At 46.5% G+C, this 24,195-nt stretch carries 20 protein-coding genes; 12 read left to right on the top strand and 8 right to left on the bottom strand.

Annotation, left to right across the window (positions count from 1 at the left end):
• Positions 1 to 59: 59 nt before the first annotated feature.
• The 5 genes from dnaN to R8O11_RS16345 all read left to right on the top strand — a co-directional run bounded on the left by dnaN (position 60) and on the right by R8O11_RS16345 (position 6,411).
• A complete protein-coding gene (gene dnaN / locus R8O11_RS16365) occupies positions 60 to 1,160 on the top strand; it encodes a DNA polymerase III subunit beta (protein WP_005394106.1) in 1,101 nt (366 codons plus the stop codon).
• A 9-nt stretch (positions 1,161 to 1,169) separates the two neighbouring features.
• Positions 1,170 to 2,249, top strand: a complete 1,080-nt coding sequence (gene recF, locus R8O11_RS16360; protein WP_005378839.1) for a DNA replication/repair protein RecF — start codon at positions 1,170 to 1,172, stop codon at positions 2,247 to 2,249.
• Between the two features lie 13 nt (positions 2,250 to 2,262).
• Complete coding sequence (gene gyrB, locus R8O11_RS16355) at positions 2,263 to 4,680, top strand: DNA topoisomerase (ATP-hydrolyzing) subunit B (RefSeq protein ID WP_005378841.1); 2,418 nt, start codon at positions 2,263 to 2,265, stop codon at positions 4,678 to 4,680.
• Positions 4,681 to 5,023: 343 nt separating this feature from the next.
• Positions 5,024 to 5,440 carry a GreA/GreB family elongation factor gene (locus R8O11_RS16350; RefSeq protein WP_017635594.1) on the top strand — a complete coding sequence of 139 codons (417 nt, stop codon included), beginning with the start codon at positions 5,024 to 5,026 and terminating at the stop codon, positions 5,438 to 5,440.
• A gap of 533 nt (positions 5,441 to 5,973) precedes the next feature.
• Positions 5,974 to 6,411 (top strand): Hsp20 family protein, encoded by a 438-nt coding sequence (locus tag R8O11_RS16345; RefSeq protein ID WP_005378857.1) that lies wholly within the window; start codon positions 5,974 to 5,976, stop codon positions 6,409 to 6,411.
• Positions 6,412 to 6,538: 127 nt separating this feature from the next.
• On the opposite strand, the gene R8O11_RS16340 is transcribed toward R8O11_RS16345, so the two are convergent.
• The 4 genes from R8O11_RS16340 to glyQ all read right to left on the bottom strand — a co-directional run bounded on the left by R8O11_RS16340 (position 6,539) and on the right by glyQ (position 13,321).
• Positions 6,539 to 7,792, bottom strand: coding sequence for a valine--pyruvate transaminase (locus R8O11_RS16340; RefSeq protein ID WP_213986832.1), 1,254 nt, complete (start codon positions 7,790 to 7,792; stop codon positions 6,539 to 6,541).
• 229 nt (positions 7,793 to 8,021) lie between these two features.
• Positions 8,022 to 10,106 (bottom strand): alpha-amylase, encoded by a 2,085-nt coding sequence (locus tag R8O11_RS16335; protein WP_262592709.1) that lies wholly within the window; start codon positions 10,104 to 10,106, stop codon positions 8,022 to 8,024.
• Between the two features lie 217 nt (positions 10,107 to 10,323).
• A complete protein-coding gene (gene glyS, locus R8O11_RS16330) occupies positions 10,324 to 12,390 on the bottom strand; it encodes a glycine--tRNA ligase subunit beta (protein WP_005378875.1) in 2,067 nt (688 codons plus the stop codon).
• 13 nt (positions 12,391 to 12,403) lie between these two features.
• The gene (gene glyQ / locus R8O11_RS16325; RefSeq protein WP_005451074.1) at positions 12,404 to 13,321 is read right to left on the bottom strand and encodes a glycine--tRNA ligase subunit alpha; all 918 of its coding nucleotides are present in this window, start codon (positions 13,319 to 13,321) and stop codon (positions 12,404 to 12,406) included.
• Positions 13,322 to 13,805: 484 nt separating this feature from the next.
• Between glyQ and R8O11_RS16320 the strand changes: the two genes are divergently transcribed.
• On the top strand, positions 13,806 to 14,360 hold the full coding sequence (locus R8O11_RS16320) for a TMEM165/GDT1 family protein (protein WP_005378877.1): 555 nt from the start codon (positions 13,806 to 13,808) through the stop codon (positions 14,358 to 14,360).
• Positions 14,361 to 14,520: 160 nt separating this feature from the next.
• Positions 14,521 to 14,781: a hypothetical protein gene (locus R8O11_RS16315; protein ID WP_005378878.1), complete on the top strand. Its 261-nt coding sequence runs from the start codon at positions 14,521 to 14,523 to the stop codon at positions 14,779 to 14,781.
• 44 nt (positions 14,782 to 14,825) lie between these two features.
• Here the strand turns inward: R8O11_RS16315 and tusA are convergent, their stop codons facing one another.
• Positions 14,826 to 15,074, bottom strand: a complete 249-nt coding sequence (gene tusA / locus R8O11_RS16310; protein ID WP_005378879.1) for a sulfurtransferase TusA — start codon at positions 15,072 to 15,074, stop codon at positions 14,826 to 14,828.
• A gap of 133 nt (positions 15,075 to 15,207) precedes the next feature.
• Here tusA and R8O11_RS16305 point away from each other — a divergent pair, with 133 nt between their 5' ends.
• Both R8O11_RS16305 and R8O11_RS16300 read left to right on the top strand, forming a co-directional pair.
• The gene (locus R8O11_RS16305) at positions 15,208 to 15,390 is read left to right on the top strand and encodes a hypothetical protein (protein WP_005378880.1); all 183 of its coding nucleotides are present in this window, start codon (positions 15,208 to 15,210) and stop codon (positions 15,388 to 15,390) included.
• A gap of 167 nt (positions 15,391 to 15,557) precedes the next feature.
• The gene (locus tag R8O11_RS16300) at positions 15,558 to 16,502 is read left to right on the top strand and encodes a LysR family transcriptional regulator (RefSeq protein ID WP_318194280.1); all 945 of its coding nucleotides are present in this window, start codon (positions 15,558 to 15,560) and stop codon (positions 16,500 to 16,502) included.
• Between the two features lie 52 nt (positions 16,503 to 16,554).
• Here the strand turns inward: R8O11_RS16300 and R8O11_RS16295 are convergent, their stop codons facing one another.
• From R8O11_RS16295 to fadB, 3 genes are all read right to left on the bottom strand, one after another.
• On the bottom strand, positions 16,555 to 17,535 hold the full coding sequence (locus R8O11_RS16295) for an MDR family oxidoreductase (protein ID WP_054730021.1): 981 nt from the start codon (positions 17,533 to 17,535) through the stop codon (positions 16,555 to 16,557).
• 252 nt (positions 17,536 to 17,787) lie between these two features.
• Entirely contained in the window at positions 17,788 to 18,963 is a 1,176-nt protein-coding gene (gene fadA, locus R8O11_RS16290; protein ID WP_006743176.1) for an acetyl-CoA C-acyltransferase FadA, read from the bottom strand.
• A 14-nt stretch (positions 18,964 to 18,977) separates the two neighbouring features.
• The gene (gene fadB, locus R8O11_RS16285; protein WP_053304063.1) at positions 18,978 to 21,149 is read right to left on the bottom strand and encodes a fatty acid oxidation complex subunit alpha FadB; all 2,172 of its coding nucleotides are present in this window, start codon (positions 21,147 to 21,149) and stop codon (positions 18,978 to 18,980) included.
• Positions 21,150 to 21,410: 261 nt separating this feature from the next.
• Here fadB and R8O11_RS16280 point away from each other — a divergent pair, with 261 nt between their 5' ends.
• Genes R8O11_RS16280 through hemG form a run of 3 tightly spaced genes read left to right on the top strand, consistent with a single transcriptional unit; the run spans position 21,411 to position 24,075 of the window.
• Entirely contained in the window at positions 21,411 to 22,034 is a 624-nt protein-coding gene (locus R8O11_RS16280; RefSeq protein ID WP_005378891.1) for a YigZ family protein, read from the top strand.
• Between the two features lie 46 nt (positions 22,035 to 22,080).
• Positions 22,081 to 23,538 carry a TrkH family potassium uptake protein gene (locus R8O11_RS16275; RefSeq protein WP_005378893.1) on the top strand — a complete coding sequence of 486 codons (1,458 nt, stop codon included), beginning with the start codon at positions 22,081 to 22,083 and terminating at the stop codon, positions 23,536 to 23,538.
• Positions 23,539 to 23,547: 9 nt separating this feature from the next.
• Positions 23,548 to 24,075: a menaquinone-dependent protoporphyrinogen IX dehydrogenase gene (hemG, locus tag R8O11_RS16270; protein WP_005378894.1), complete on the top strand. Its 528-nt coding sequence runs from the start codon at positions 23,548 to 23,550 to the stop codon at positions 24,073 to 24,075.
• Positions 24,076 to 24,195: the final 120 nt, after the last annotated feature.

Below are 24,195 nucleotides of genomic sequence, written 5' to 3'. Positions count from 1 at the left end.
TTAGAATAACGGTATTCTAAGCAAATCATTTATTGAGCTGACAGCGTAAAGAGCCAAGCATGAAATTTACCATTGAACGTAGTCATTTAATCAAACCGCTACAGCAGGTTTCGGGCGCTTTAGGTGGCCGACCAACTCTGCCAATCCTGGGTAACCTACTTCTTAAAGTAGAAGAGAACGTATTGTCGATGACGGCAACCGATCTTGAAGTAGAGTTAGTAAGCAAAGTGACGCTAGAAGGTGATTTTGAAGCGGGCAGCATTACCGTTCCTTCGCGTAAGTTTCTCGATATCTGCCGTGGTTTACCGGACGATGCGATCATCACATTTGTATTAGAAGGTGATCGCGTACAAGTTCGCTCTGGTCGCAGCCGTTTCTCATTGGCAACGCTTCCTGCGAACGATTTCCCTAATATTGAAGACTGGCAAAGTGAAGTGGAAGTATCACTGAGCCAAGCTGATTTACGTACGCTGATCGACAAAACTCAGTTCTCGATGGCGAATCAAGACGTTCGTTACTACCTCAACGGCATGTTGTTTGAAATTGACGGCACCACGCTACGCAGCGTGGCGACGGACGGCCACCGTATGGCGGTATCGCAAACTCAGCTAGGTGCGGACTTTGCGCAGAAGCAAATCATCGTGCCACGCAAAGGTGTGCAAGAATTAGTAAAGTTGATGGATGCGCCAGAGCAGCCTGTAGTACTTCAGATCGGTAGCTCCAATGTTCGTGCTGAGGTGAATAACTTTACTTTTACCTCTAAGTTGGTTGATGGTCGTTTCCCTGACTACCGCCGTGTATTGCCTCAGAGCACCAATAAGACCCTAATAGCAAGTTGTGACGAGTTGCGCCAAGCCTTCTCTCGTGCTGCGATTCTTTCCAACGAAAAATTCCGTGGCGTGCGAGTGAATCTGGCTGATACTGAAATGCGCATAACCGCGAATAACCCAGAACAAGAAGAAGCGGAAGAGATGCTTGATGTAACCTTTGAAGGTGACGCCATCGAAATCGGCTTTAACGTAAGCTATGTGCTTGATGTTCTGAATACGTTGCGTTGTGAAAATGTACGTGTGTCGATGTCGGATGCTAACGCTAGCGCGTTGATTGAAAATGCCGACGATGACAGTGCCATGTACGTGGTGATGCCAATTCGTCTATAAGCCAACTGAATGCCTCTTTCTCGTCTCATCATTCAGCAGTTTCGAAACATTAAAGCCTGTGATATTGAGTTATCAGCAGGCTTTAACTTTCTTATCGGGCCGAACGGCAGCGGTAAAACCAGTGTCTTAGAAGCGGTTTATCTGCTCGGGCATGGCCGCTCATTCAAGAGCTCTCTCACCGGACGAGTGATACAAAATGAGTGTGACGAACTGTTTGTTCATGGTCGTTTTTTGAACTCGGATCAATTTGAGCTACCTATCGGCATTAATAAGCAGCGTGATGGCTCAACAGAGGTTAAAATAGGCGGTCAATCTGGACAAAAATTAGCGCAGTTGGCACAAGTTCTGCCTCTGCAGTTGATACACCCAGAAGGGTTTGATTTACTGACAGATGGCCCTAAACATCGTCGTGCGTTTATTGATTGGGGCGTGTTTCATACCGAGCCCGCTTTTTATCAAGCATGGGGAAGGTTCAAGCGCCTGAACAAGCAGCGCAACGCGTTGTTGAAAACCGCCAATAGTTATCGTGAGCTCAGTTATTGGGATCAGGAAATGGCAGGATTGGCTGAAAACATCAGCCAATGGCGAGCAAGTTACATCGAGCAGATGAAAACCGTCGCAGAAACTATCTGTCAGACATTTTTGCCAGAATTTGAGATCCAATTGAAGTATTATCGTGGCTGGGATAAAGACACTCCATACCACGAGATACTAGAAAAGAATTTTGAGCGTGATCAGGCTTTGGGATACACCTTTAGTGGCCCAAACAAAGCTGATTTGCGCATTAAAGTGAACGGAACGCCCGTTGAAGATGTTCTGTCACGCGGTCAATTAAAACTCATGGTGTGTGCATTGCGTGTAGCGCAAGGGCAACACCTGACAGAGATGGCCGGTAAACAATGCATTTACCTAATTGATGACTTCGCGTCGGAATTAGATAGCCAACGTCGCAAGCGTCTTGCTGACTGCTTAAAAGAGACGGGCGCACAAGTATTTGTAAGCTCTATCACTGAAAGCCAAATCGCCGATATGTTGGACGATAACGGTAAATTGTTTCATGTGGAACATGGCAGGATAGAGTCAAACTAGAAGAGAGAAACTCATGTCTGAAAATTACGATTCATCGAGTATTAAGGTACTGAAGGGTCTGGATGCGGTACGTAAGCGTCCAGGAATGTACATCGGCGATACGGACGACGGCACCGGCCTTCACCACATGGTTTTCGAGGTGGTGGATAACTCAATTGATGAAGCGTTGGCAGGTCACTGTAAAGACATCGTTGTGACAATTCATGAGGATAACTCGGTTTCCGTTAGCGATGATGGTCGTGGCATTCCAACAGAAATCCACTCAGAGGAAAATGTCTCTGCAGCAGAAGTAATCATGACGGTTCTTCACGCGGGTGGTAAGTTCGACGATAACTCATACAAAGTATCGGGTGGTCTTCACGGGGTAGGTGTTTCAGTAGTAAACGCACTATCAGAGAAAGTTGAGCTAACGATTCATCGTGGTGGCCATATCCATACGCAAACCTACCGCCATGGTGAGCCTCAAGCGCCACTAGCCGTTGTGGGTGATACGGATAAAACCGGTACACAAATTCGTTTCTGGCCAAGTGCCGAGACGTTCTCTAACACAGAGTTCCACTATGACATTCTGGCGAAGCGCCTGCGTGAACTGTCATTCCTGAACTCTGGTGTGTCGATCAAATTGGTTGATGAACGTGAAGCAGACAAACATGATCACTTCATGTATGAAGGTGGTATTCAAGCGTTCGTTGATCACCTAAACACCAACAAAACGCCAATCATCGAAAAAATCTTCCACTTTAACTCTGAGCGTGAAGACGGCATTTCAGTTGAAGTGGCGATGCAATGGAACGATGGTTTCCAAGAGAACATCTTCTGCTTTACCAACAATATCCCACAGCGTGATGGTGGTACTCACCTTGCTGGTTTCCGTGCTGCGCTAACACGTACATTGAACAGCTTTATGGATAAAGAAGGTTTCTCGAAGAAAGCGAAAACAGCGACTTCAGGCGACGATGCGCGTGAAGGTCTAACTGCGGTTGTTTCGGTGAAAGTGCCTGATCCTAAGTTCTCAAGCCAAACAAAAGACAAACTGGTTTCTTCTGAAGTGAAATCAGCTGTTGAGTCTGCAATGGGTGAAAAACTGTCTGAGTTCCTGATTGAGAACCCGACAGAAGCGAAGATGGTTTGTTCGAAAATCATCGATGCAGCACGTGCTCGTGAAGCAGCGCGTAAAGCTCGTGAAATGACGCGCCGTAAAGGTGCACTAGACCTAGCTGGCCTTCCAGGTAAACTTGCAGACTGTCAGGAAAAAGATCCGGCACTCTCTGAACTATACATAGTGGAGGGTGATTCGGCAGGCGGCTCCGCAAAACAAGGCCGTAACCGTAAGAACCAAGCGATCCTACCGCTAAAAGGTAAGATTCTTAACGTAGAAAAAGCACGTTTCGACAAGATGCTATCTTCTCAAGAAGTAGCAACACTGATCACCGCACTAGGTTGTGGTATCGGTCGTGACGAGTACAACCCGGACAAGCTTCGTTACCACAACATCATCATCATGACCGATGCCGATGTCGATGGTTCGCACATCCGTACGCTACTGTTGACCTTCTTCTACCGTCAAATGCCAGAGCTTATCGAGCGTGGCTATGTGTACATCGCTCAGCCACCACTATACAAAGTGAAAAAAGGCAAACAAGAGCAGTACATCAAAGATGAAGAAGCGATGAACCAATACCAAGTATCATTGGCTCTGGACAATGCATCGCTACACGTAAACGCAGAAGCACCTGCACTGGCAGGTGAAGCACTAGAGAAGCTTGTTCAACAGTACAATGCGGGTATTAAACTGGCGGAACGTATGAGCCGTCGCTACCCAAGTGCTTTGGTAAACGAGTTGATTTACACTCCTCGCCTAACGCCAGAGCAATGCCATGACGCATCAGTTGTGGAAGCTTGGACGAAGCAGCTTATTGAACAGCTGAATGCGAAAGAAGTGGGTGCAAGCCAGTACAGCTACGAAGTTGAGCAGCACGAAGAGCTAGGCTTAAACTTGCCTAAGATTGTGGTTCGTACTCACGGTGTGACGCACGAACATGCAATTAGCATCGACTTCCTAAACTCGAAAGAGTACGGCAAGTTGGCTGATCTATCAGAAGCACTTGATGGACTTCTGGAAGAAGGCGCGTACATCAAACGTGGTGAGCGTACTATGCCAGTGGCAAACTTTGCAGAAGCGCTTGACTGGTTAGTGAAAGAGTCAATGCGTGGCTTAAGCCGTCAGCGCTACAAAGGTCTAGGTGAGATGAACCCAGACCAACTTTGGGAAACCACCATGGACCCAGAAACTCGTCGTATGATGCAGGTAACGATTGAAGATGCGGTAGGTGCAGATCAACTGTTCACTACGCTAATGGGTGACCAAGTAGAACCTCGTCGTAACTTCATCGAAGAGAACGCACTGAAAGTAGCGAACCTAGACGTATAACGACACTGTTCGTGATAGTAAAAAGCAGCGAGAAATCGCTGCTTTTTTTGTTGTACCACCAGCTAAAATCGCCACTTTCTGCTAAAGCGGATGTTTTTCTGGTACTAACTGCCAACAACCCGATCAAGCCTGCCATTTTATTTCTGTTTTCTTTTTTTCTCGCCATTTTGTTCGCTTGAGCGTTTTTGCTTTCTTTTTTCTGCTCGCTATAGTGCTGAAGAGCTGATGAATAAGGAGACTAAGAAAATGGTGATGACTTTCCTGAACTAAGCCGGAAGTGATGCACTTCCGGTTCAATGCACTGAATTTATTTGTAAGACAAGGCATTAAGAAGGAAATAATCATGTTTGAACGCTGGTTCTCAGCGTACTGCTTGGCGCTGCGAACTTGGTGGTTAACCAGTCGCTTTTTAACCTATCAATCACCACTAAGGTTGTTATCGCTATTTGAAATCTGCGAGCAACAAGCCCATTGCCGTAACCGAGCTCGTATTGCGGTTGGGGACACGGTTCGCTTAGTGGATGTTGAACGCGCCTATCAATATCGCATGACATTGGTCAGCTCGCGTAAGGGGCAACCCATGACAGGTATGCTCGCGGTCGATTCTTATTTGGGGTCTCGACTGTTAGGTCGAGCTAAAAATGATGCGCTCGAAGTGGAAATTTTTAATCAGCGACGCTGCTTTGTGATTACTGAAATTGTTCATCAATCGCAGCCACCAGCTCAGAAAATGCTGTGTGGTTGTCTGTTGTGCCAATAAATAGAGGTGAAGTCATGAGTAAGAAAGAAAAGAAACAACCGCAGTTGAGTCTAAAAGAAAAGCGCAAACTAAAGCAGGAAAAGGCGGCAGAAAAGGACGTTGTAAAAGCGCGTAAATCCTCCCGCAAGTAAAGTGTAGATTGAGCCCCCCAGAACGGCGGGCTTTTTATCACAGATCGCGAAGTGATGAGGAACTAAGCTGTTCAAGGGGATAGTGGATGCTTTAAAAATTTTTTATTTTTTCACTTGAAAGTCATTTTTGACGACCTTATATCTAGTTGTGAAGAGGGTGACTGGCTTGCTAGAGACTAGAAGACCTGCCCTCTGAAATCGCTAAAACGAGATCGCTCAGAAGAGGATATGGCGTTTTGGCACACAACTTAAACCTTTAGATTTAATATCATGTCTCCGAGCCAAACCAAGGCCAGTGGAATGATAAGAATCTCTTAGTTCGGCGTTGGTTTTTGCATAAACACGCCAGTAGGATGGAACTCATCTGAACTAAGACTATTGCTTAATTAAGAGGATAGATTTATGCGTAATGTAGATTTCTCACCACTATACCGTAATGCAATTGGCTTTGATCGTCTGCTAAACCTGATGGAAGCGAATACAGCGAAAAATACTTCTGGCGGTTACCCTCCATACAACATTGAGCAAAAAGACGAGCACAACTACCGTATTACTATGGCCGTTGCTGGCTTTGCTGAAGAACAGCTCGATCTGACTCAAAACGAAAACATGTTGATTGTGAAGGGCGAACGTAAAGCAGAAGAAGGCAAAAACTACGTTTACCAAGGTATTGCAGAACGTGATTTTGAACGTAAATTCCAGCTAGCGGATTACGTAAAAGTCGTGGGTGCATCAATGGAAAACGGTCTGCTTCATATCGATTTAGTTCGTGAAATCCCTGAAGCCATGCAACCACGTAAGATTGCTATCGGTGGCAACAACCTGATTGAGAACAACTAATCAGTTAACCACCCGGTTATAGAATGAGAAAGAGCGCCATATGGGCGCTCTTTTTAGTTTGGGGGTTTTCAAATCCGCTATTTCAAAGCCGTAATTTCAAAGAGAAGAACGGCTGAGTTCAATCCGTCTATTTACCTTCGCGGTAAGCCTTTTCCACTTCTTCAGCGATAATCGCAATGCCTTTTTGCATCATCTCATCATCTTGAACGTAGTTCATACGCAGGCATTGGTGCGCGTGATCCCACTCGTCTTGCTGACCAATAAAGAAATATTCACCAGGGACAATCAATACGCCACGCGCTTTCAAGCGTTGGTACAGTTCCATTGTTGTGATTGGCAGTTCATCAAACCATAACCACAAGAAGATAGCGCCTTCTGGCTTGTGGATGCGGAAGCGCTCATCGGTAATCGCTTCTTGGAGTAGTTCAACTGCACGTTGTGACTTCTGTTTGTAGAACGGCTTAATGACCTCTGAGCTTAGTTTAAGCAGATCGCCTTTGCCAATGATGTGGTTTGCCAGCGCTGGACCAACACTGCCCGGCGCTAGGCTGATGATGCCGTTCATATTGGTTAATGCTTGCGTGATTTCTTCACTCGCAATCACAATGCCACAACGCACGCCCGGTAAACCAAGCTTAGATAGGCTCATGCATAGGATGGTGTTTTCATTCCAGAACGGTTCGACATCTTCAAAGATGATGTTCGGGAAAGGTAGACCGTAGGCGTTATCGATGATCAGTGGGATGTTGTTCTCACGTGCTAGCTTGTCCAGCTTACGTACTTCTTCATCTGTCAGTACATTACCCGTTGGGTTAGTTGGGCGAGACGCGCAGATTGCCGCAACAGAGTCGTCGACGGCGAGTTGCTCAAAATCGACGTGGTATTTAAACAGGCCGTTATCTAACAGCTCGATTTCTGGGTGGTAAGAGATAAAGATATCTTCATCAATGCCAGCATCACCATAACCGATGTATTCAGGCGCGATAGGCAGTAGCACTTTCTTGTGCGAACCGTCTGGCTGTTTACCAGCCAACAAGTTGAACAAGTAGAAAAAGCCACTTTGGCTACCGTTAGTTAGGCTGATGTTTTTTTCGGAAATATCCCAGCCGTAAGTTTCACGGAATAACTGAGCTAGCGCTTTGACGAACGCGTCTTTACCCTGCGGGCCATCGTAGTTGGCGAGGGCGGCGACGAGCTCCCCACTGGCGAGCATTTCCTCACTGGCTTGGTGAAAGTAATCGAGCATGGCAGGAATGGCGGCAGGATTACCTCCACCGAGCATGATGGCACCTGGTGTGCGCAGACCATCATTCAAATCGTCCATTAACTGCGTAATACCTGAATACTGATTAAATTTTTCACCAAACTTTGAGAACTGCATGCTGACTTATACCTAATTCATTGTGATTGCTTTGTGTATGTTTATGCCGATGTTTTATCGGCTTATCGAGTAATCCTTGACCTTACCTCAATGTGTAATTAACGCAAAGTGTGAATTAAGCCGAGAAAGAAAAAAGTGCGTCATCAGACCAGAGGAACGAGACAAAAGGGCAAAAAGAACAATAAAAAAGGGAAGCTTATGCTTCCCTTGCTGGTGGAGAGAGTGTGATTTACTCACCGGTGTAAACAATCAGCACCTTGTCGTCTTGGTATTGGCGTTCGAACGCGTAGTAACCTTCTTGGTTGCGAGTGATGTGCTTACCTTGAGCTACCGCCGGGTGGCGTTTACGGAATTCGCCCAACTTTTGCCAATGTTGCAGCAGATCTTCACGCTCGCCATGAATCTTATCCCATGGCATATCTGAGCGTGTGCCTTGGTGGGCGTCTGAACCAGTAATGCCAAAATCACGAGCTATCTCATCACCGTAATAGATCTGTACTGCACCCGGAGCCAGCATCAGAGCATTTGCCGCACGTGCTTGGTCATCAAAGCTGCGGCTGCGAGCTGACCAAAACAGTTGTGTATCGTGTGAAGACAGGTAGCTCAACACATTGAACTCAGGATCGGTATTGATGCGCTCTGCATAGCGGCGGTAATCATTATCAAGTTGAGCGAAACACTTCAGCGCTTTTGGTGCCACATCAGATTGGAACTCGAAGTTGATGATGGAATCGAAGCCGTTATCGAAATACGGGCTCTTCACTACGCTGTGAGCCCACACTTCACCTGTCATCCAAAATGGCAGGTCATCTAGTGCTTTGTCTGGATTGTTTTGCTTCCACTGGGCAAGCGCTTGAGTGGTGCTGGCTTTCAACTCTGCCCACGCTTCCATTTCAACGTGTTTGGCCGTGTCGACACGGAAGCCGTCAATGCCGTAGTCACGTACCCAATCGGATAACCAGGTAATCAGGTGTTCACGTGGGGTTTGCAGCTCATCTTGCGCATTGGTGTCTTTATTGCGGAAGAAGTTTGGTAATCCGGTTTTCTTAGTCGATTCGGTTTTGAGATCCGGTAGGTAGTTCAAAGACATGGTGATATCGTTGTAGCCCGGAGCATCGTAGTCACCAATGTCGGTGCGGATCCAATCTTTGCCCCACCATTTATCCCACGCTTCGCTATCACCGTATTTGATGTAATCGTTGAAGCTGTGCCAGCTTTGTCCTGATTTTGGCTGCCAGTCGGTCCATTTTTCACCAAGGACTTGTTTGGCTTCTTGGTCATCTAGGTAAAGCTGACCAAAGCCAAATTCCTGCATGTCTGCTAATGTCGCATAACCTGTGTGGTTCATGACCACATCCCAAATCACGCGGATGCCTTTCTTGTGGGCGGTATCGACGAAGGTTCTGAGTTCATCTTCGGTACCCATGTTGGCATCAAGCTTGGTCCAATCTTGGTGGTAGTAGCCGTGGTAGCCGTAGTGCTTAAAGTCGCCTTTATCGCCGCCGCCAACCCAGCCGTGGATTTGTTCCAGTGGCGAGGTTATCCAGATAGCATTCACACCAAGTGATTCGATGTAATCGAGTTTTTTCGTCAGACCCGCCAAGTCACCACCGTGGAAGGTGCCAATCTCATATTTTCCGTCTTTGCTGCGACCGTAGCTGTTGTCGTTGTCTGGGTTACCGTTGTAGAAGCGGTCGGTCATGACGAAGTACACCGTCGCGTTATCCCAGCTGAATGGTTTATCGGCTTGCTGTTCAACTTCTTCTAGCAGCAATAGACCTTGGCTCATAGGACCCGGCTGCATGGTGACGCTGCCATTGGCGACTGTGGCTTCTTGTCCGGTTAAGGCATCGCGAACGACAGTGCCATCATTAAAGGTTTGAGCAACATTGATGGTTTTTGGCGCGTCAGTTGCGACAGGGCAAGAGTAGGTGATGTCCTGACTCTGTTTTGGTTTGATTTTTACAGATAGCTCATTGGTGGTTGGATTGAGCGTAAATTGATAGGTATTGGCTTTGAAGATGCGCAGCGGCATTTGTGCATCAGTGGCGCAGTTATCCATTTTTAATGGACGATTGAACTTGATGCGATCTTCTTCTGCTAGGGCAAAGCTACTGCCACAGCTTTGCTTGCTGTCAGCAATGGTAAACGTGTAACTGCCTTTTTCGAGTTTTTGCTCGGCGACAAGTAAGCCTTGTGAGTTTTCCTCAAAAACAGCGGTGTCATCACCAACGCTTAATACGATGGCATTTTCTGGAATCTGGCTGCAGGCGCCCAGTAGACCGATAGAGAGTGCGAGAATTGTTTTTTTCATTGTGTCCTTCCCCCGAATAAACAGCCCAGTTATAGCAAAACTGTGCCTCTACAATCCGAGCTCTACACCAACAAGTTAAACGCGTCTCACCCTACAAATTTTAGTCTTGTTCACAAAATGAATAATAAGCGTCACCTTCATCGGTTTGAAGGCAACAAAAAAGGGAAGCATCTGCTTCCCTTTTAGTTATTTCTTAATCACTTCGAAGAGTAATGAATTACTTTTGAAGCAAAGAAATGTCTGCGATCTGTAGGAACAGGTTACGCAGGTTGTTCAGTAGTGTCAGACGGTTCTTCTTAAGTGCTTCGTCGTCTGCCATTACCATTACGTTATCAAAGAACGCATCAACTGGTTCACGTAGGTCAGCTAGCTTGCTTAGGGCTTCTTGGTAGTTACCTGTAGCAAATGCTGGCTCTAGCGCTTCAGTCATTACTTCAACGCTTTCTGCTAGTGCTTTCTCTGCGTCTTCTTGTAGAAGTGCTAGGTCGATGTCTGCTGCTAGTTCGCCGTCGAATTTCGCTAGGATATTACCTACACGTTTGTTCGCTGCTGCTAGAGACTCTGCTGCTTCTAGTTCACGGAAGTGAGAAACCGCTTTAACTCGTTGGTCGAAGTCTGCTGGTTTCGTCGGACGACGAGCTAGAACCGCTTGAATGATGTCTACGCTGAAGCCTTCGTCTTGGTACCAAGCACGGAAACGACCAAGCATAAACTCGATAACGTCTTGTTCAACGTTGTCGTTGGTTAGGCGGTCGCCGAACAGTGACTTCGCTTTCGCTACTAGGTCAACAAGATCTAGGTTGTAGCCGTATTCAACGATGATACGTAGTACACCTAGAGATGCGCGGCGTAGTGCGAATGGATCGCTGCCTTTAGGCGCTTGACCAATACCGAAGATACCTACGATAGTGTCTAGCTTGTCTGCCATTGCAACTGCAGTTGAAACGCCGTTAGATGGTAGTTCATCACCTGCGAAACGAGGCATGTATTGCTCGTTCAGTGCGACTGCAACTTCTTCTGCTTCACCGTCGTGGCGAGCATAGTGCATACCCATAACACCTTGAGTATCCGTGAATTCGAATACCATTGAGGTCATTAGGTCACATTTTGCTAGTAGACCAGCACGCTTTGATTTCTCAACGTCAGCACCGATTTGCTCAGCAATGTAGCCAGCAAGTTCTGTGATGCGGTCTGTTTTGTCTTTGATCGTACCCAGTTGCTTTTGGAAGATCGCTTGCTCTAGTTCAGGTAGACGGTCGATAAGCGGACGCTTACGGTCTGTGTTGAAGAAGAACTCTGCGTCAGCAAGACGAGGGCGAACTACTTTCTCGTTACCTTCGATTACGTAACGAGGCTCTTTTGATTCGATGTTCGATACGAAGATGAAGTTAGGTAGTAGCTTCTTGTTTTCATCGTAAACAGGGAAGTATTTTTGGTCACCTTTCATGGTGTATACCAACGCTTCAGAAGGCACTTTTAGGAACTCTTCTTCAAACTTCGCTGTTAGTACCACTGGCCATTCAACCAGAGACGTTACTTCTTCTACTAGGTCATCTTCTAGGTCAGCGATACCGCCAACCGCTGCTGCCGCTTTTTGTGCGTCAGCTAGGATGATTGCTTTACGCGCTTCGTAATCTGCCATTACTTTACCGCGCTCTTCTAGAATCGCAGGGTATTGCTCAGCAGAATCGATAGTGAACTCTTGCTCACCCATGAAGCGGTGACCACGGATAGTGCGGTCTGAAGCGACACCAAGGATCTCGCCTTCGATTAGGTCGCTGCCCATTAGCATGGTTAGCGTCTTAACTGGACGGATAAATTGAGTCGTTTTGTTACCCCAGCGCATTGGTTTTGCGATAGGTAGGTTTGCTAGTGCTTTCGCTGCAAGTTCAACGACGATCTCAGACGTTGGCTGACCTTTCACTTCTTGTTTGAACAGTAGCCATTCACCTTTGTCTGTAACCATGCGCTCTGCTTGGTCAACCGTGATGCCACAACCGCGTGCCCAGCCTTGAGCCGCTTTTGTTGGGTTGCCTTCTGCGTCAAATGCTGCAGAAACCGCAGGACCACGTTTTTCAACCACTTTGTCAGACTGGCTGTCTGCTAGTGCAGCGACTTTAAGTGCAAGACGACGAGGCGCCGCGAACCATTTCACGCCTTCGTGAGCAAGCTCAGCGCCTTTTAGTTCTGCTTCGAAGTTTGCTGCGAATGCTTCAGCTAGAGTGCGAAGTTGCGTTGGTGGTAGCTCTTCTGTACCTAGCTCGATTAGAAATTCTTTTGCCATGTTACTCTACCCCTTACGCTTGTTCTTTCTTACACATTGGGAAGCCAAGAGCTTCACGCGATGCGTAGTATGCTTCTGCAACTGCTTTCGTCAGGTTGCGGATGCGTAGGATGTAACGTTGGCGTTCAGTTACTGAGATCGCTTTACGCGCGTCTAGTAGGTTGAATGCGTGACCAGCTTTTAGAATGCGCTCGTAAGCAGGTAGTGGCAGTGGCTTTTCAAGCTCAAGCAGCTCTTTACACTCTTTCTCACACTGTTCGAAGAAACCAAATAGGAAATCAACGTCTGCGTGCTCGAAGTTGTAAGTTGATTGCTCTACTTCGTTTTGGTGGAAGATGTCACCGTAAGTCACTTTGCTGCCGTCTGGCGCGATGTTCCAAACTAGGTCGTAAACAGAGTCTACTTCTTGGATGTACATTGCTAGACGTTCAATACCGTAAGTGATCTCACCAGTTACTGGCTTACACTCAAGACCACCAACTTGCTGGAAGTAAGTAAACTGAGTCACTTCCATGCCGTTTAGCCAAACTTCCCAGCCCAGACCCCATGCGCCTAGTGTTGGGTTTTCCCAGTTGTCTTCTACGAAACGGATGTCGTGTACAAGAGGGTCAATACCAAGAACTTCAAGGGAGCCAAGGTACAACTCTTGAATATTGTCAGGCGATGGTTTTAGCGCTACTTGGAATTGGTAGTAGTGCTGAAGACGGTTAGGGTTTTCACCGTAACGGCCATCAGTAGGACGACGTGAAGGTTGTACGTAAGCTGTCGACATTGGCTCTGGGCCAAGCGCTCGTAGACAGGTCATTGGGTGAGAGGTACCCGCACCCACTTCCATATCTAGCGGTTGAACAATGGTACAACCATTTTGAGCCCAATAATCCTGCAGCGCGAGGATCATTCCCTGGAAGGTTTTGATATCGTATTTTTGCATAAGTCAGGTTCGCGCGATTCTCTTGTTACTCGTTAATTCGTCATCTATGCCGAGTTTTTCAACTCTAACAACGGCGATAAAGAGTAATTACGGTTGAATAAATTAACAATCTAGTATAACCAGATATTGAGCATGGGAGTAGAGCTAATCTTGATTAATTCGTGGGCGATTTTCTCCTTTAATGAATTTTTACCGCGTTATCTGCTGTATTTTTCCTAAAAGGGAGTTTTTGCCTGCTTTGGCTCTTGAGAAGCGCAACAAAGGTGGCTAGAATTGCGCCTGTCTTTGGGGAGTAGCTTACCTGATGAAGTTTCTGTTTCATCTGGTTCGTCCGTCAACATAATTGGTGCAAAATCACCATGGCGTTCGAGACTTGAAGCCTTTCAAGTTTAGCAAGACCTTAGACAAATCATCACGAACCGGGGTAGGGGCGTGAGGTTTGTCTTCGGTTAAAAATAATAATCCCTGCCCCAATGAGCATGTCGTGAGCGTTTTAGCTATTTCAATTACTACTGTAGCGTTAGCAGAAATTGGCGATAAGACCCAATTGCTATCTCTATTACTCGCAAGTCGTTACCGAAAACCAATCCCAATTATTGCAGCAATCTTTTTGGCAACTATTGCCAACCACGCTTTGGCTGCATGGTTAGGTGTGGTTGTCGCAGACTATCTATCACCTGAGATTTTAAAGTGGGTGCTGGTGGTCAGTTTTGTCGCGATGGCGGCTTGGGTTCTGATCCCGGATAAACTGGATGATGACGAGCAGATTTCTAATCGAGGCCCATTTATTGCCAGTTTTATCGCGTTCTTCGTTGCGGAGATAGGCGATAAAACTCAGATCGCCACTTCCATCTTAGGGGCGCAATACGCGGATGCGTTAAGTTTGGTGATTATCGGTACCACAATCGGTATGCTGCTGGCGAATGTTCCTGTGGTCCTGATTGGTAAATTGTCGGCCGACAAGATGCCTTTAGGGCTGATCCGTAAAATCACCGCATTTTTGTTTATTGCTTTGGCAATAGGGGCTGCACTGTTCTGATTTTTTGCACGTGAAATGATGTGAGTTATCAATCATTAGTGGCGTGCTGCGCGAGTTCAAACTCTGACTCAAAATCGTTCCGTTGCGTGACGGATGACATATAAGTGTCATACTTGTCATGGTAGTTTAATGGTGTGAATGATAGCGAGAGGGCAAGTTTATGCTTACACGTTACATGGGGATGTCCCCGAAGAGTCAGAGTTATTTATTCACTTTTGGTTTAGCGCTGTGTTTACTAGCGATGGTGCTAACTGATATGTGGTTACCGATTGTAGCAGGATCGTTCGTTCTTACTGGATTGACAGTAGAAGCGTGGATTCGTGTCGCTCACATCATTCCTATGCATGAAGAGATGCGGGCAATGAAGAAACAACTTAACAAGCTCCAATCAGAAGTTCGCACACTCGAATACGACGAATAAACAAACGGCAGCCAATATAGGCTGCCGTTTTTAGTTCGACCAGATTATTCCAATCCTTTCTTGATCAGGTACTGATACGGAACTTGCTCCGTTTGTGCCGCAACTAATTGATGGTCCATAAAGCGGCAGAAACTCGGAATGTCTCGAGTTGTGGATGGATCGTCTGCTTTGACCAGCAAAATCTCACCATCTTGCATGTTGCGAATTGTCTTCCTGACCATCATCACTGGCTCTGGGCAGCGCAGTCCTTCCGCCTCTAATGTCTTGTTTGCCAGTTCAGGATTAAAGCTCATAGTGTGATTCTCGTAACTAACTGAGCGTTGAATTTTACTTTCGTTGAAAAAATATTCAATAACCACTTGGCAAACCGAATTTTTTGTTTTACCTTAAATTAACAATTTGGTAACAACTGGCAGGGGAGAGGCAATGTTAACAGCGTTAGACAGACTTACGATTTACTCAGTGCTGTGTTTTATCTCGTTTTGTGCATTGGTACTCAGGACGCCAGCTGACACCTCTTTGACGCCTCTAGTAGGCATGGTTGCCACTATTATTGGGATTTGGATCGAGATGCGCAGATGGTCTGGCGCATCTGAGCAAGAAAATTAGCGCTTCTTGCTTGGATCAGAATGCTTTTAATAACGCTCACCTATTTTTACCGACACTTCATTCCGACACTATCCCCATTTTTCTTGGGCTTCCCCGCTGAAAGGCGGGATTTTTTTTGCCTAAAGAGTACAATTTACCCAAACACATACAAAATAAGTGGCTAATTTGTGGAACTGGAAGACATCTATCGCCGAGATTTAAATTTACTGGTTGCGTTGCGAGTACTGATAGAAGAAAACAGTGCCAGTAAGGCGGCAACACGTCTGAACTTGAGTCAATCGGCAATGAGTCGTGTGCTTGGTCGTCTACGCGACTTATTGGGAGACCCGCTGTTTACTCGTCAGGGACAGCATTTGATCCCAACTCAGAAAGCGTTAGAGATCGATCGCTCATTGGGCGAGCCATTAGAGTCTTTACGTCAGTTGTTATCTCCGGTTGAGTTTGACCCATTGCAATGCGTACAGACTTTCAACATCGTGACCACCGATTATGCCATGCAAACGATATTACCGTTCGCTTTGCCGAGAATTTACCAAGAAGCACCAAATGTGTCTTTCAACTTCTTACCACTGCAACACGACCGTTTATCAGATCAGCTCACTTATGAAGGTGCAGACTTAGCGATTTGTCGCCCGACAGGCCCGGTGGAGCCTCTACGCAGTGAAGTGTTGGGGCGAGTGGGGGTGCTGTGTATGCTTTCAAAACAGCATCCATTAGCGAATAAAGAAATGAGCTTGGATGATTATCTGAGTCATCCACATGCCATGATCGCCATCAGTGATGGTGTTAAGGCACTGATCGAACAAGCTTTGATGGAGAAACCTAAGCGTAAAATGGTTCTGCGGGCTTATCATTTAGAAGCCGCATTGGCGATCATGGATACCTTGCCAATTATCATCACAGTGCCAGCGGACTTGGCGTATCTGGTTGCCGAGCGTTATGACTTGGTGGTGAAACCGTTACCATTCCAATTCACGCCGTTTGAATACTCGATGATTTGGCATGCGCGTTGCGAGCATTCTCCCGCTCAAGAATGGTTAAGAACGATTGTGCGTGAAGAGTGTAGCCGTCTGATAGCTAAACGTATCGAAGATATGGGACTGAACTGCTAACAAAAAAGAGCCAGCAATGCCGGCTCTTCGTCTGTTTACACTGAGTCAGTGTTTATAGCTTGATAACCACACGACCCGTTACTTGACCGTTGGTGATGTCTTCTGCATATTTCGGTGCTTCAGTAAGAGCAACTTCAGTACACGCTTGCTCGAAGTAGCTGTCTGGTAGTAGCTCGACCAGCTTTTCCCATGCTGCGATACGTTTCTCTGTTGGGCACATTACTGAGTCCACACCTTGTAGGCGAACATTACGTAGGATGAACGGCATCACTGTGGTTGGTAGATCAAAACCACCTGCAAGACCACAAGCTGCAACTGCACTGTTGTAATCCATTTGCGCCAATACTTTAGCCAGTACTTTGCTGCCTACAGTATCAACCGCACCTGCCCATACTTGCTTTTCAAGTGGACGTGCTGGTTCTTCAAATTCAGTACGGTCGATGATGCGGCTAGCACCTAGTTTTTCAAGTAGCGGGCCATTTTTTTCTACACGACCTGTCACTGCAGCAACTTTGTAGCCAAGCTGTGCTAGAAGCGTTACTGCGACTGAGCCTACACCGCCACTTGCGCCAGTTACAAGGATTTCACCATTTTCAGGTTTGATGCCTGCATCAAGCAGTGCTTGAACACATAGCATGCCAGTGAAGCCAGCAGTACCAACCATCATTGCTTTCTTGCTGTCTAGACCTTTTGGTAGTGGTACTAGCCAATCTGCTTTTAGACGAGCACGCTGAGACATACCACCCCAGTGGTTTTCACCCACGCCCCAGCCAGTAAGGACAACTTTGTCACCAGCTTGGTAGCGGTCGTCTTCTGAGCTTACTACCGTACCTGCTAAGTCAATACCTGGCACCATCGGGAAGTTACGGATGATTTTACCTTTACCTGTGATCGCAAGGCCGTCTTTGTAGTTTAACGATGAGTAATCAACGTCAATCAGAACGTCGCCTTCAGGCAGTTGTGTTTCATCGATTTGCTCGATGTTAGCGATAGTACGTTTGTCTTCTTGATTTAGAACTAGAGCATTAAACATAAGGTTCTCCGATTGTGCGGTAGCATGACTCTGGGTCACATGCAGCAAGATATTAACTGGTCTAAGTGTATGTCTTCTTTGTCTATGAATAAAATGAAACTTGAGCATTTAATGTATGCTCTTCATGCATGTTTGATGTAAAACAAAAAGGGCGACATCAATTGTCGCCCTTAAGTGTAATACTAAAAATTTTAGTACTAGTTCATTTGCTTATGATTGTTGGCTCGATCACTACAACAACGTCTTGAACTGTTATGGTCGTTCAAATACTGTCGCAATGCCCTGACCCAAACCGATACACATGGTGGCCAGACCGTATTTCGCGTCTTTCGCTTCCATTAGGTTGATCAACGTTGTTGAGATACGTGAACCAGAACAGCCTAGTGGATGACCCAATGCTATCGCACCACCGTTAAGGTTGACCTTCTCATCCATAACATCAAGCAGGCCTAAGTCTTTAGCACACGGCAGAGACTGCGCGGCAAATGCTTCGTTTAGCTCAACCACATCCATGTCTTCAATTGAAAGACCGGCACGCTTGAGCGCTTTTTTCGTCGCAGGTACAGGACCGTAACCCATAATAGAAGGATCGCAGCCCGCAATGGCCATGCCTTTAATACGTGCACGAATCTTCAAGCCAAGTTCATTAGCTTTCTCTTCACTCATGATCAACATCGCTGATGCACCATCGGACAGAGCCGATGATGTACCGGCTGTTACTGTACCGTTTGCAGGGTCGAACACTGGGCGAAGTTGAGATAGACCTTCAACGGATGTTTCAGGGCGAATCACTTCATCGTAATCTAGAGTGAACAGGGTGCCGTCAGCGGCGTGGCCTTCAATTGGTAGAATTTCGTTTTTAAAACGACCCTCTACGGTTGCTGCGTGCGCACGAGCGTGAGAGCGAGCGGCAAACTCGTCTTGTTGCTCACGGCTAATGCCATGTAATTTACCAAGCATTTCAGCCGTTAAGCCCATCATGCCCGCAGCTTTTGCTACGTTCTTTGACATACCTGGGTGAAAGTCTACACCGTGGTTCATTGGCACATGCCCCATGTGCTCAACGCCACCAATTAGGCAGATTTCAGCATCGCCAGTCATGATGGCACGTGTACCGTCGTGAAGCGCTTGCATTGATGAACCACACAAGCGGTTCACCGTCACGGCGCCAATTTCAATCGGCAGGCCCGCGAGTAGCGCGGCATTACGTGCAACGTTAAAGCCTTGCTCTAGTGTTTGCTGTACACAGCCCCAGTAGATGTCTTCAATCTCGCTTGGGTTCACTTGTGGGTTACGCGCAAGAATGCCTTTCATTAGGCGCGCAGATAGATCTTCTGCTCGTGTATGACGGAAAGCACCACCTTTAGAGCGACCCATTGGAGTACGTAGACAATCGACTACGACAACATTTCTTGTTTGATTAGTCATTTTAGAATCCCTCCTTAGATAGAACCTTGCTGTTGTGCACCGTAAAAGCTTTCACCTTTCGCCGCCATATCAATCAGCATTTGCGGTACTTGGTACATCGCACCTAGCTCGGCGTGTTGTTTTGCCATTTCAACGTATTCAGCAATACCCACGCTGTCTAGATAGCGGAATACGCCACCGCGGAATGGAGGGAAACCAAGACCATAAACCAATGCCATATCTGCTTCCTGCGGAGTCGCGATGATGCCTTCTTGTAGGCACAGCACCACTTCGTTGATCATTGGAATCATCATACGTTGAATGATGGTCTGATCGTCAAAGTCCTGCTTATCGGCACAAACGTCAGCAAGTACCGGTAAGATCGCTTCGGAGAAGGTTTTCTTCGGCTTACCTTTTTTATCTATGGTGTAGCTGTAGAAGCCATTACCATTTTTCTGACCATATTTGTCTGCTTCGAATAGTGCATCAATCGCATCACGACCTTGTTTACCCATACGCTCAGGGAAACCGTCAGCCATCACAGCTTGTGCGTGGTGCGCGGTATCAATGCCGACTACGTCAAGCAAGTACGCCGGTCCCATCGGCCAGCCAAACTTACGCTCCATGACTTTGTCGATTTTCGTAAAGTCAGCACCATCACGAAGTAGCATGCTGAAGCCGCCAAAGTATGGGAACAATACGCGGTTAACGAAGAACCCTGGGCAGTCATTAACGACAATTGGTGATTTGCCCATTTTTGCAGCATACGCCACAACACGATTGATGGTTTCATCAGAGGTGTGCTCACCACGGATGATCTCAACAAGAGGCATACGATGCACTGGGTTGAAGAAGTGCATACCACAGAAGTTTTCTGGGCGTTTTAGTGATTTTGCCAATAGGTTGATAGGAATCGTCGAGGTGTTTGAGGTGATAACGGTGTCGTCACCGACATGGGATTCAACTTCACTTAAAACTGCTGCTTTTACTTTCGGGTTTTCAACGACAGCTTCAACAACCACATCAGAGTTTTCAATACCTGCGTAATGTAAGCTCGGTGTGATTGACGCTAAAATACCCGCCATCTTAAAGCCATCAATGCGACCGCGAGATAAGCGTTTATTCAGCAGCTTAGATGCTTCAGTCATGCCTAGGTCGAGCGACGCTTGTGCGATGTCTTTCATCAAGACTGGCACACCTTTTAGCGCTGATTGGTAAGCAATGCCGCCACCCATGATACCTGCACCTAATACGGCTGCACGTTGCGTGTCTTTACTTGCTGACTTCGCTGCTTTTTTCGCAATGCCTTTGATGTATTGATCATTAAGGAATAGGCCAACGAGTGATTTTGCTTCTTCCGATTTAGCCAATTTCACGAAGTGCTTACGTTCAATGTCTAACGCTTCATTACGTGCAAAGCGAGCACCTTCTTCAATCGTGATAACGGCTGTCATTGGGGCAGGGTAGTGAGGACCTGCTTTTTGTGCCACCAGACCCTTCGCCATGGTGAAGCTCATCATTGATTCAAGCTTACTCAGCGTTAGCGGAGATGTTTTCTGTGCTCGGCGTGCTTGCCAGTCAAGTTTCTCGTTAATTGCAGAGTTAAGAGTTTGTAGTGCTGATTCGTATAAAGCATCAGTCTCTACAACAGCATCGAGTAAGCCAATTTTCAATGCTTCATCAGCTCGGCATGCTTTACCTTGGGTGATGATTTCCATTGCGCTGTCTGCGCCAATAACGCGAGGCAAGCGTACACAACCACCAAAGCCAGGCATGATTCCCAGTTTCGTTTCTGGTAGGCCGATGCTGGTGGTTTTGTCACCAATACGCATGTCTGTTGCTAGCACACATTCACAACCGCCACCAAGAGCGTGGCCTTTGATCACTGAGATGGTCGGAACGGGTAAGTCTTCTAATTTGTTAAAGATGCTATTAGCAAATTGCAGCCATTGGTCGAGCTCGGCATCCGTTTTAGCAAACAGACCTAAAAACTCGGTAATGTCTGCGCCTACAATGAATGCGTCTTTATCTGAAGTGAGCAACAACCCCTTGAGGCCTTGATGGGCAATGAGCGCATCAAGAGCTTTATCTAGCGATTCTAATGTCGCTAGGTCGAGTTTGTTGACGGATTTTGGAGAGCAGAAGCTTAGCTCTGCAATACCATCTTGTATTTCCTTTACCTGTAGGGTTTCGGCTTGGTAAATCATTGTCTATCTCCATGACATACAATCGTGGATTGTCTGTATACCTATTTCAACGACGCCGTGTACCTCGGCAAATAGGTATCGAGGAAGTCGTTTTATTTTTGTTCTGGTTTGACCAGTAAAGTTAGTTTGGATCGTGGATTGTTTAATTTCAATACATTTTTTAAACAAGTGTTTAACATTGTGCGCTGTGGCAGATCTTATGCGACGGGTAAATCATACTCGTGATAGACTTCAGGCAAATAGACATGAATCCATAATCCTATGAATGACAAGCCTTATCTGATTCCAGCAGAGCCCGCTCAATTTGAAGAAGAAATTAAAAAGAGCGTCTTCATTACTTATTTGGCACACACGCCAAGTATCGAAGCTGCAAAAGCATTTGTTGATCAAATCAAAGCTAAACACGCTGATGCTAGACATAACTGTTGGGGCTTTGTTGCTGGTCGACCAGAAGATTCGATGAAGTGGGGCTTTAGTGATGATGGAGAACCTTCAGGGACGGCAGGCAAACCAATCCTGGCGCAGCTGTCTGGATCTGGGGTGGGGGAGATCACGGCTGTGGTCACGCGATACTCTGGTGGAATCAAGTTAGGTACAGGCGGCTTGGTTAAAGCGTATGGGGGTGGGGTTCAACAAGCGCTCAAGCTGCTTCAAACTATTGAGAAAAAAATAACCACAAAGCTCAGACTAACGTTAGACTATGGGTTTATGCCTATCGCACAATCAATCATGCCGCAATTTGGTGCGATAGAAGTCGAGGCTGAATACAGCGATCAGGTCGTATTAGTGGTGGAAATTGAGCTTCGAGAAGTGAGCGCGTTTACCCAAGCAATCATCAATAAAAGCGGGGCAAAGGCAATTGTCACTCCGCTAGACGGACAATAATGAAAAACAGGAAGCAACAGGGACAGCTTCGCTAGTCAATTTATCCATGCAATTTCGTTCAATTATTCGAATCGTCGGGCTACTGCTCGCACTCTTTAGTGTCACTATGCTTGCGCCAGCACTCGTTGCGCTGATCTATCGAGATGGTGCTGGTGTGCCTTTTGTCACGACATTTTTTGTTCTGCTGTTTTGTGGGGCCGTTTGTTGGTACCCAAACCGCAGGTATAAGCACGAGCTTAAAGCTCGAGATGGCTTTCTTATTGTCGTCTTATTCTGGACAGTACTTGGCAGTGCAGGCTCGATCCCCTTTCTCATTGCTGACAACCCGAACGTCTCAGTGACAGATGCGTTTTTTGAATCGTTTTCTGCTCTCACGACGACCGGGGCGACCGTTATTGTTGGTTTGGATGAGTTACCTAAAGCGATTCTATTCTATCGACAGTTACTGCAGTGGTTCGGCGGTATGGGAATCATCGTATTAGCGGTGGCGATTTTGCCAGTACTTGGTATTGGTGGTATGCAGCTTTACCGCGCCGAGATCCCTGGTCCAGTCAAGGACACTAAAGTGACGCCGCGCATAGCAGAAACTGCTAAGGCGCTTTGGTACATCTATCTGAGCCTGACTATCGCCTGTGCTTCGGCTTTTTGGTTAGCTGGTATGACGCCATTTGACGCCATCAGTCACAGCTTTTCCACCATTGCTATTGGCGGCTTCTCTACCCACGATGCCAGCATCGGATATTTTGATAGTTACGCGATTAACCTGATTACTGTGGTTTTTCTGCTTATATCTGCATGTAACTACACGCTGCACTTTGCTGCATTTGCATCAGGTGGCGTACATCCCAAGTATTACTGGAAAGATCCTGAGTTTCGTGCCTTCTTGTTTATTCAAGTGCTGCTATTTATCATTTGCTTTCTATTATTACTGAAACATCACTCTTACACATCGACATACGATGCTTTCGATCAGGCTCTGTTCCAAACCGTATCAATATCCACAACAGCGGGCTTTACGACAACAGGTTTTGCGGATTGGCCGCTCTTCTTACCTGTGCTGTTATTGTTCTCTTCCTTTATAGGTGGTTGTGCTGGTTCAACAGGCGGCGGCATGAAAGTGATCCGTATCCTGCTTCTTACCTTACAAGGTGCGCGTGAACTAAAACGTTTAGTCCATCCACGCGCGGTTTACACCATCAAAGTAGGTGGCAGTGCCCTACCGCAACGTGTTGTCGATGCGGTTTGGGGTTTCTTCTCCGCATACGCATTGGTATTTGTGGTTTGTATGTTGGGGTTGATTGCAACAGGAATGGATGAGCTCAGTGCGTTCTCGGCGGTGGCTGCGACTCTGAACAACCTCGGTCCTGGCTTGGGAGAAGTGGCGCTTCACTTTGGTGATGTTAACGACAAAGCAAAATGGGTATTAATAGTTTCTATGCTGTTTGGTCGTTTGGAAATCTTTACCTTACTTATTCTACTTACGCCGACGTTTTGGCGTAGCTAAGGGGAAATCGTGGCAAAAGCATTATTTCTATACTCTTCCCGCGAAGGGCAGACTAAAAAAATTCTCCACTATATAGATGAACAACTTCCAGATTTCGATTGTGAGCTGGTGGATTTACATAATGTCGAGACGATTGACTTCAGCCAATACGACAGAGTATTGATAGGCGCCTCTATTCGCTATGGCCATCTTAATAAAAAGCTATACCAGTTTATTGAGCGAAACCTCAATCAATTGGAGCAAAATAAAGTGGCATTTTTCTGCGTAAACCTAACCGCTCGTAAAGAGGACCAAGGAAAGGATACACCTGAAGGTAGTGCCTACATTCGCAAGTTCCTAATTAAGTCGCCTTGGAAACCAACGCTAATCGGTGTTTTTGCTGGTGCACTTTATTACCCACGTTATAGCTGGTTCGACAGAACTATGATTAGGTTCATTATGTCGATGACGGGTGGCGAAACCGATACGACCAAAGAGGTGGAGTACACCAATTGGGAAAAAGTGGCTCTTTTCGCAGATAAATTTAGAGAACTGTAGAAATAACGTGCTCTTTTGACCGCTTTTGATGCAAATTTATCCGAACGATAAAAAAATCAAAAAAAACGAGAAAAAGGGCTTGCCAATGTGATCGCAATCTCTATAATGCCACCTCGCTGA

The organism is Vibrio sp. 1288 (genome assembly GCF_033344475.1).
This window is presented reverse-complemented; position numbering and strand designations above follow the sequence as displayed.

What these genes read in the sequence shown, in the direction of transcription:
- R8O11_RS16315 (WP_005378878.1), top strand. Translation starts at nt 14,521, where the DNA reads ATGCTTACACGTTACATGGGGATGTCCCCGAAGAGTCAGAGTTATTTA.
- R8O11_RS16350 (WP_017635594.1), top strand. Translation starts at nt 5,024, where the DNA reads ATGTTTGAACGCTGGTTCTCAGCGTACTGCTTGGCGCTGCGAACTTGG.
- R8O11_RS16295 (WP_054730021.1), bottom strand. Translation starts at nt 17,535, where the DNA reads ATGTTTAATGCTCTAGTTCTAAATCAAGAAGACAAACGTACTATCGCT.
- fadB (WP_053304063.1), bottom strand. Translation starts at nt 21,149, where the DNA reads ATGATTTACCAAGCCGAAACCCTACAGGTAAAGGAAATACAAGATGGT.
- tusA (WP_005378879.1), bottom strand. Translation starts at nt 15,074, where the DNA reads ATGAGCTTTAATCCTGAACTGGCAAACAAGACATTAGAGGCGGAAGGA.
- R8O11_RS16275 (WP_005378893.1), top strand. Translation starts at nt 22,081, where the DNA reads ATGCAATTTCGTTCAATTATTCGAATCGTCGGGCTACTGCTCGCACTC.
- fadA (WP_006743176.1), bottom strand. Translation starts at nt 18,963, where the DNA reads ATGACTAATCAAACAAGAAATGTTGTCGTAGTCGATTGTCTACGTACT.
- recF (WP_005378839.1), top strand. Translation starts at nt 1,170, where the DNA reads ATGCCTCTTTCTCGTCTCATCATTCAGCAGTTTCGAAACATTAAAGCC.
- dnaN (WP_005394106.1), top strand. Translation starts at nt 60, where the DNA reads ATGAAATTTACCATTGAACGTAGTCATTTAATCAAACCGCTACAGCAG.
- R8O11_RS16280 (WP_005378891.1), top strand. Translation starts at nt 21,411, where the DNA reads ATGAATGACAAGCCTTATCTGATTCCAGCAGAGCCCGCTCAATTTGAA.
- glyS (WP_005378875.1), bottom strand. Translation starts at nt 12,390, where the DNA reads ATGGCAAAAGAATTTCTAATCGAGCTAGGTACAGAAGAGCTACCACCA.
- glyQ (WP_005451074.1), bottom strand. Translation starts at nt 13,321, where the DNA reads ATGCAAAAATACGATATCAAAACCTTCCAGGGAATGATCCTCGCGCTG.
- gyrB (WP_005378841.1), top strand. Translation starts at nt 2,263, where the DNA reads ATGTCTGAAAATTACGATTCATCGAGTATTAAGGTACTGAAGGGTCTG.
- R8O11_RS16335 (WP_262592709.1), bottom strand. Translation starts at nt 10,106, where the DNA reads ATGAAAAAAACAATTCTCGCACTCTCTATCGGTCTACTGGGCGCCTGC.
- R8O11_RS16340 (WP_213986832.1), bottom strand. Translation starts at nt 7,792, where the DNA reads ATGCAGTTCTCAAAGTTTGGTGAAAAATTTAATCAGTATTCAGGTATT.
- R8O11_RS16305 (WP_005378880.1), top strand. Translation starts at nt 15,208, where the DNA reads ATGTTAACAGCGTTAGACAGACTTACGATTTACTCAGTGCTGTGTTTT.
- R8O11_RS16345 (WP_005378857.1), top strand. Translation starts at nt 5,974, where the DNA reads ATGCGTAATGTAGATTTCTCACCACTATACCGTAATGCAATTGGCTTT.